Source organism: Micromonospora sp. NPDC049799 (genome assembly GCF_040656655.1).
Classification (GTDB): domain Bacteria; phylum Actinomycetota; class Actinomycetes; order Mycobacteriales; family Micromonosporaceae; genus Micromonospora.
This window is the reverse complement of sequence record NZ_JBFAMU010000849.1, coordinates 1-1,323: the sequence shown is the minus strand read 5'-3', so window position 1 is coordinate 1,323 and position 1,323 is coordinate 1. Positions and strand designations below refer to the sequence as shown.

General features: G+C 73.4%; 3 protein-coding genes. 1 reads left to right on the top strand and 2 read right to left on the bottom strand.

The window, feature by feature from the left end; all coding sequences use genetic code 11:
• The coding region (locus AB0I76_RS30055) for a DUF1992 domain-containing protein (RefSeq protein WP_357042547.1) at window positions 1-435 on the bottom strand (435 nt) is incomplete at its 3' end.
• A 97-nt stretch (window positions 436-532) separates the two neighbouring features.
• On the bottom strand, window positions 533-1,111 hold the full coding sequence (locus AB0I76_RS30050) for an XRE family transcriptional regulator (protein ID WP_357042544.1): 579 nt from the start codon (window positions 1,109-1,111) through the stop codon (window positions 533-535).
• A gap of 107 nt (window positions 1,112-1,218) precedes the next feature.
• Here AB0I76_RS30050 and AB0I76_RS30045 point away from each other — a divergent pair.
• Window positions 1,219-1,323 (top strand): FAD-binding protein (locus AB0I76_RS30045; RefSeq protein WP_357042550.1); only part of this gene is annotated, 105 nt, incomplete at its 3' end.

Here is a 1,323-nt window from a genome sequence, read left to right as displayed (position 1 = left end):
CATGTCCGGCCAGAAGGTGGTGCTGGGCGCGTCGGTGTTCGTGCTGCCGGTGGTGTGCCGGCGCTCACGCCAGCCGCGCACCACCTCGTCGGCGTTGACCGGGCGCACCACCACCCGAGGGCCGGACGGGTTGCGCAGCCAGGCCAGGATCTCCCTGTTCAGGACGGCGACGTACGCGCGGACCGCTGCCTCGGTGGGCAGGTCCCGCACCTCGGCGGGCACCTGTTCGACGCGGCGACGCAGCAGCAGCGGAGTCGGCAGCAGCAGGTCCGTCGGGAGGGACTCCCGCTCGAGGAAGCTCTTGATCCACCACGACTCGTCGTAGGGAACGTTCCGGCCGGGGATCGGCTTGCCCATGCCGGGCAGGTTGTCGAACTCGCCGCGCTCCTGCGCGCTGCGGATTTGCGCCTCGACAGTCGCTTCCCAGCTGTCCATCTCCCCGCCACCTCCCCGGACACGGTAACGCGGGCGGCCACGGCAGTGCCGCCCGCAGAAGCCAGCGTTCCGGGCGTACGCGACATTCCCGTCCGGGTCAGCGCGTCGGGCGAGCCCGTACGTGCGCCCGCTCACCCTGCGGACCGAACAGGATGAGCAGTTCCACCGGCTCGTCGGTGGGGTTGGCCAGCCAGTGCGGCACGCGGGTGTCGAACTCGGCGACCTCGCCCTCGGTGAGGACCAGGTCGTGCTCGCCGAGGACCAGCCTCAGCCGTCCCGACAGCACGTACAGCCACTCGTGCCCCTCGTGGCTGCGCGGATCCGGCTCGCCGCGCGGGGTGCCCGCCGGGATGATCGACTTGTACGCCCGCACTCCCCCGGGCCGGCGGGTCAGCGGCAGGTAGGTCACGCCGTGGCGGCGCACCGGGCGGGGGTGCACGCGCGGGTCGCCGGTGGGCGGTGCGTCGACCAACTCGTCCAGCGGCACCTGGTGGGCGCGGGCCAGGGGCAGCAGCAGCTCCAGGGTGGGCCGACGCTGCCCGGACTCCAGGCGGGACAGCGTGCTCACCGAGATCCCCGTCGCCTTGGACAGCTGCGCCAGGGTGGCGCCGCCCTGCTCCCGCAGCGCACGCAGCCGCGGCCCGACGGCGGACAGCACCTCTCCGAAGTCACTCACCCCGCCAATGTTGCCACAACGGCAACAACGTTTGCCGACCGGAGCGAGTCGGTGCACAGTCGGCGCCGGTGGCGGGCGTCCGACCCGCCCCCACACGAGGGGGAACGATGCGTGAGACGTACGACGTGGTGGTCGTCGGTGGCGGCGCGGCCGGGCTCAGCGGCGCGCTGGCCCTGGCGCGGGCGCGGCGGTCGGTGCTGGTGGTGGACGCC